A 6719-nucleotide genomic window follows, 5' to 3' on the forward strand; every position below is an offset into this window, starting at 1 on the left:
GGCCTTCAACACAGCCAGCATCGCCACCACCACATCAACCGACCGCTCCAACAGCAGCCCCACCCTGGACTCCGACGACACACCCCCCTCGACCAGGACGGCGGCAACACGGTCGGACTCGGACTCCAACTCCGCATACGTCAGCACGACATCACCACACCGCACCGCCACCGCACCCGGCGCCGCAGCCACCCGACGGGCAAACGCCTCGACCACCGACACACGACCGTCGAACTCCACCACCGCACCCCGACCGGCCACCAGAACCCGGTCCCGCTCCCCCACACCCAGCATCGGCACCTCCGCCAACGCCACACCCGAAGCAGCCACCAACCCCTCCGCAAGACCCAACCAATGCCCCGCCATCCGCTCCACCGTCACCGCATCGAACAAATCCGTGCTGTAGGAGACGACGGCGAACAGGCCCTCTCCGTCCGTGGGTTCGAACTCGATGTTGAGGTCGAACGGGCTCGTCTCGACCGGCGGCAGGACTTCCTCGACCAAGAGCCCCGGCAGTGCGAACGTCTCGCGCGGCGCGTTCTGGAGGGTGACCGCGGCCTGGACGAGCGGGGTCCTGCTGGGGTCGCGTTCCGGGGCGAGGGCCTCGACGAGGCGGCTGAACGGGGCCGCCTGGTGCTCGAAGGCGGCCAGGGTGGTCTCTCGTACGTCGTCCAGCAGCGTGCCGAAGTCGGCATGGGCGTCGATGCGGGTGCGCAGCACGAGCGTGTTGACGAAGAAGCCGACCAGGGGTTCCAGCTCGGTGCGCTCGCGCCCCGAGACGGCCGTGCCGACGGCGATGTCGTCCTGGCCGCTGTAGCGCGAGAGCAGCAGCTGTGTGACCGCGGTCAGGGCCATCGACAAGGTCGCGTCCTGAGCGCGCGCCGCGTCGGCGAGTGCCGTGGTGAGACGCTGCGGTACGCGGAAGGAGTGCAGGGCGCCGCGCCCTGTCCGCACGGCGGGGCGGGGCCGGTCGGTGGGCAGCTCCAGGGGTTCGAGACCGGCCAGCCGCTCGCTCCAGTGGTCGAGGTGGGGCGCGAGGGCGTCCTCGGTGAGTCGCGCACGCTGCCAGACCGCGAAGTCCGGGTACTGAAGGGATGGTTCGGGCAGCACGGCGTCACCGTGGGACGCGTCCACCACCGCTGTGTAGAGGGCGCTCAGCTCGCGTGTGATCACGCCCATGGACCAGCCATCGGTGATGATGTGATGCATCGTCAGCATGAGGGTGGACTCGTCCCGCCCTGCCCGCTCGGCGAGGAGCACGCGGAACAGCGGCCCGGTGCGCAGGTCGAACGGCTGGGCGGCCTCCGCCCGCAGGGTGCGTTCGTGCGCGTCCTCGCTCGCCGCCCGCACCGTGCGCACGGGCACGTCGAGGGTGTCGTGGACGTGCTGGGTACCGCCCCGGCCGTCGGCGGCGTCGAAGGTGGTGCGCAGTGCCTCGTGGCGGGCGACGAGCCCGGCGACGGCGGTGCGCAGGGCGGCGGTGTCGACGACACCGGTGAGACGCAGGGTGGTGACGACGTTGTACTCGCAGCCACCGGGGGTGAAGGCGTCGAGGAACCAGAGCCGTTCCTGCGCGTAGGAGAGCGGCAACGGGCCCGCGCCGCGCGGCGCCGGGGTGATCGCTGCCTCCGTCGTCGCGCCCGCCGCGGCGGCGCAGGCGGCGGCCAGCGAGGCGACCGTGGGATGGTCGAACAGGGCGCGCGGCGAGAGGTCGGCGCCCAGCGCGGTGCGCAGCCGGGAGGCGGCCTTGAGACTGGTGATGGAGTCGCCGCCGAGGTCGAAGAAATCGTCGTGCCGGCCGATTCGCCCGCTGCCGAGCAGTTCGGCCCAGACGGCGGCGATCCGCTCCTCGGCCCCGGCGTGCGGGGCCTCGTGGACGGTGGCGGTGGCGTGGTCGTGGTCGGGGGCGGGCAGGGCGCGCCGGTCGACCTTGCCGCTGGAGTTCAGGGGCAGGGCGTCGAGGACGACGTACGCGGAGGGGACCATGTACGAGGGGAGCAGAGCCGCGACCTCCTCCCGTACGCGGCGGACGTCGAGTTCGGCGGCCGTGGCTTCCTGCGCCGCGGGGACGAGGTAGGCGACCAGCCGCTTGGAGCCGCTGCCACCCGGCCGGGCGGCGGTGACCGCCTGCACGCTCACCCGGCCGATGCCGTCGCAGCGCGCAAGGGCGGCCTCGATCTCGGCGAGCTCGATGCGGAAGCCCCGGATCTTGACCTGTCCGTCGCCCCGGCCCAGGAATTCGAGGCGGCCGTCGTGGCGTCGCCGGACGATGTCGCCGGTTCGGTAGAGCCGACCACCCGCGGGACCGAACGGGGAGGCGACGAACCGCTCGGCGGTGAGACCTGGGCGGCCGTCGTAGCCGCGGGCCAGCCCGGGGCCGCCGAGGTACAGCTCACCGGGCTGGCCGGTGCCGACCGGGCGCAGCGCCGCGTCGAGGACGTAGGCGAGTGTGTTGTCCATGGGCAGGCCGAGCGGTACGGCCCCACCGTCGGCGAGGTCGGCGGTGTCGAGCGGGCCGCAGACGGCGAAGGTGGTGGCCTCGGTGGGCCCGTAGACATGGACGAGCCGGGTGTCGGGGCAGTGCTCCAGCATGCGTCGCATCGCCGGGCGGGAGGCGGCCTCGCCGCCCGTCCACACCTCGCCGAGCCCGGAGAAGCAGGCCGGGTCCTCGTCGGCGAGGGCGCCGAAGAGGGCGGTGGTCACGAACAGGGCGCTGACACCGTGTTCGGCGACGGCGTGGCGTACGGCGGTCGCCGTGAGGTCGCCGTCGGCGACGACGACCGTGCCGCCGTTGAGGAGCGGGGCCCAGACCTCGTAGGTGGCGGCGTCGAAGGAGTGGGAAGAGTGGAACAGGACGCGCTGCTGCGCGTCGTGCGTCCAGCGGCGGTCGGCGGCGAGGGCGGCGATGTCCCGGTGGGTGACGGCGACGCCCTTGGGCTCACCGGTCGAGCCGGAGGTGTACATGATGTACGCATCGGCGTCCGGGGCGACATGCGTCGGCCCGTCGGCCGGGGCCGTGGTGTCGCCGCCGGGGATGTCGGAGACATCGTGGGTCGGGATGTCTGAGACGTCGAGGGTCGGGATGCCGTCCGGTGCCGGGAAGACGCCGTCGGTGAGGAGCAGCAGGGCGCCGCTGCGGTCGAGCATCGCGCGCATCCGGTCCGCCGGGTGACCGGAGTGCAGCGGGACGTAGGCGGCCCCGGTCCTGAGCACGGCGAGCATGGCGACGACGACGTCCGCCGAGCGGTCGAGCAGCAGTCCGATCCGGGATCCCCGGCCGACTCCGCGCGCCCGCAGCGCGCTCGCCAGGCGGGCCGCGCGTTCGTCGAGCTGCCGGTAGGTGAGCGTGCCGGACGCACCGCTCACGGCGACCCTGTCGGGAGTGTCGGCGACCCGCCGTGCGAAGAGTTCCGGCAGCGAGGTCTCCGGCACCGCGGTCGCGTCGAGCGTGCCGGTCCACACACCGTCCAGAACGCGGGTCAGCTCGTCGGCACCGGTCAGCGACAGGGTGCCGAGGGTGGCCGCGTCCCCGGCCTCCGCCAGGGCCTCCAGGACGTGGGCGTAGCGGGCGGCGATCAGCCGAATGGTGGCGGCGTCGAAGAGTTCGGGGTCGTAGCCGAAGGTGAGCAGGAACTCTCCGGCGGGGCGCGCGGTCAGGGTGAGCGGGTAGTTGGTCGACTCGGCGGCGTCGAGCCCGGTAAGGGTGATGCCGTGGCGCGCGGTGGCGGCGGCGTCGACCGGGTAGTTCTCGACGACGACGAGGCTGTCGAACAGGGGCGTGCCGGACGGCAGGCCGGGCACTTCGATCTCGTGCAGCGCGACGTACTCGTACGGGCGGGCCGCTGCCTGGGCGTCGCCGAGGCGGCGCAGCCAGGCGCCCACCGGCTCGTCCGGCGGCGTGACGACGCGCACGGGCACGGTGTTGATGAGCAGTCCGACCGTCGACTCCGCGCCCGGCAGCTCCGCCGGACGGCCGGAGACGGTCGTGCCGAACAGGACGTCGTGCGTTCCCGCGTACCGGCCGAGCAGCAGCGCCCACGCGCCCTGGACGACGGCGCCGACGGTGACGCGGTTGCGCCGGGCGAAGTCCGCGACCGTGTGCGCGGTGGCGTCGGGAAGACCCAGAATGACGCGTTCCCCCGAACGTGCGTGTCGGGAGCCGCGCGGCGAACGGTCGTACGGGAGCGGCGTCGGCTCCTCGAAGCCCGCGAGGCGGCCGGTCCAGAAGGCATGCCCGGTGGCATGGTCCTGTGCGGCGAGCCATCGCAGGTGCTCGCGGAACGGCTCCCGGGGCGGCAGGGGTTCGCCCGCGCAGAGGGCGGCCACGTCGGAGAGGACGGCGGCGCTGCTCCAGCCGTCCATGAGCAGGTGGTGGAAGGACCACAGAACGCGGACGGCGTCCTCCTCGACCCGTACGAGCGTCAGCCGCATCAACGGCGCGTCGAGGCCGGTGATGACGGACCGGTCCGCGGCGAGCAGGTCCGTGAGCAGCGATTCCTGTTCGTCGGCGGTGCGATCGGTCCAGTCTGCGTACGTCACCGGCAGTGGCCGCGTCCCGGCGCGATGGACGACCTGGACGGGCTCGGCCACTCCCTCCCAGACGACGGAGACGCGCAACGCGTCCGAGGCGTCGACGACGGCCCGCCAGGCGCGCGCCACGGCCCCGACGTCGCCCACGCCCGCCATGACGAAGGTGAACTGCTCGAGATATGCGGGCGATCCGGGCGATCCGGCCGCGTCGAGCGTGTGGAAGAGCATGCCCGACTGGAGCGGGGTCAGCGGAAGGATGTCCTCGATGGCGCGGGCGTCGCCGACGCGCGCGGCGATCGCGTCCACCTCGTGCTGGGCGAGGCGGACGAGGGGAAAGTCCGACGGCGTGCAGCCGGAGGGGCCCTCGGGCGCGGTGCAGTGCGCGACCAGGGAGCGCAGCTCGTCCGCGTACCGGTGGGCGAGGTCCTCTACGGTCGTGAGGTCGTGAAGGTTCTCGGAGTAGGCCCAGGTGAAGGCGAGGACGCCGTCCTGGACCGCGCCGACCACCTCGATCAGATGGGTACGCCGTTCGCCCGGGTGGTGCTCGCCGCCGGGGTTGAGGACGAGGGAACGGTGCAGACCGGAAGTCCCCTCGTCGAAGTGCCCGAGGTAGTTGAACGCCAGTTCCGGAGCGTCGCCCAGGCCGGTGGCGTTGCCGAGGTGACGCAGGGCGCCATGGCCGATGCCCTGGTCGGGCACGGCCCGCAGCAGCTCCTTGACCGCCTTCACGGTGTCGGCCCAGTCGTCGTCGCCGTACGCGACGGGCAGGGCGACCGGATGAATGGCGGTGAACCAGCCGACGGTACGGGTGAGATCGACGTCGTCGAAGAGCTCCCCGCGGCCGTGCGCCTCCAGATTCACGGCCCATCGAGGAGCGGCCCCGCCCTCCGCGGGTCGATCGGCTCGGCCCGTCGCCCAGGGGCCGACGGCGCGGGTCAGGGCGGCGAGGAGCACGTCGTTGGGGCGCGTGCGGTACGCCCCGGGGACGTCGAGCAGCAGGGCCCGTGTCTCCGCGGCGGACAAGGAGACCGAGACCGTGCGCTCGGAGGCCACGGTGTTGTCGCCCCCGGGGCGGTCGACGGGGATCCGCGAGGTGACCGCCGCGGTCGCGTCGCGCCAGTAGGCCAGCTGGGCGTCGAAGCCGCCACTGGCGGTGTACGTGGCAAGCCGGTCGGCCCACTGCCGCACGGAGGTGCCCTTCGGGCCGAGGCCGACCGGTCGGCCTGCGGCAGCCTGCCCGTACGCCGTGCTCAAGTCCTCCAGCAGGATGCGCCAGGAGACGCCGTCCATGATCAGGTGGTGCGCCACGACGACCACACGCACGGGTCCGGCCGTCGCCGTCCGGACGAGCACACGCACCAGGGGTCCGGTGGCGAGGTCGAGCCCGGCCTGTGCGTCGCGCACGAGCGCCTGCCAGTGTGCCTCGGCGTCGGTGTCGGGGGCGGGGTCGCCGTCCTCGGGGAGCGTGTGGAAGGTGAGAACGGCGTCGAGGTCGATGTCGGGAGTGATCCGGCCGGTCCAGACGCCTTCCGCGTCCTGGACGAACGTGGAGCGCAGGGCGTCGTGCTGGGCCGCCAGGGCCGCGACGGCGGTGCGGAGGGCGCCGAGGTCGGTGCCGTCCGGGAGGGTGAAGGCGGCGGCCATGTTGAAGTGGCCGGGGGCCACGGGGTGGGTCTCGAAGAACCACTCCCGTACGGGGGTCGGGGCCACGACGCCGATGACCGTACCGTTCTCGGTCAGCCGGGAACGGGAGCCGGCATCGACGTCGAGAGGGCGGGCGTGCGGGGCAAGGGTGGAGATGGTGGGGTGCTGGAAGACGTCCCGGGAAGAGAGCACGAGTCCTGCGCGACGGGCCCTTGAGACGACCTGGAGGCTGATGATCGAGTCGCCGCCGAGGTCGAAGAAGTTGTCGTGGACACCGACGCGCTCAAGCCCGAGGACCTCGGCCCAGACGGATGCCAGGACCTGTTCCGTCCCCGTGCGCGGAGCGACGTACCCGGCCTCGTCCCCGGTGAACTCCGGGGCCGGCAGAGCCTTGCGGTCCAGCTTGCCGTTCGCGTTCAACGGCAACCCGTCCAGAACCACGAGCGCCGACGGCACCATGTACTCCGGGAGCACAGCCGCAACATGCTCACGCACCCCGGCGATGTCCAGCCCCGAACCATCGGTCACCACATACGCGGCCAGAC

Annotated in this window: 1 protein-coding gene; it reads right to left on the bottom strand. The window is 72.8% G+C overall.

Going from position 1 to position 6719, the window contains the following annotated elements:
* Window positions 1–6648: amino acid adenylation domain-containing protein (locus AB0E67_RS35855; protein WP_362034973.1), on the bottom strand; the 6648-nt coding region annotated here is incomplete at its 3' end.
* Between the last annotated feature and the right edge of the window lie 71 nt (window positions 6649–6719).

Origin of the sequence: Streptomyces sp. NPDC032161, from assembly GCF_040636995.1 — a bacterium.
GTDB lineage: Bacteria > Actinomycetota > Actinomycetes > Streptomycetales > Streptomycetaceae > Streptomyces.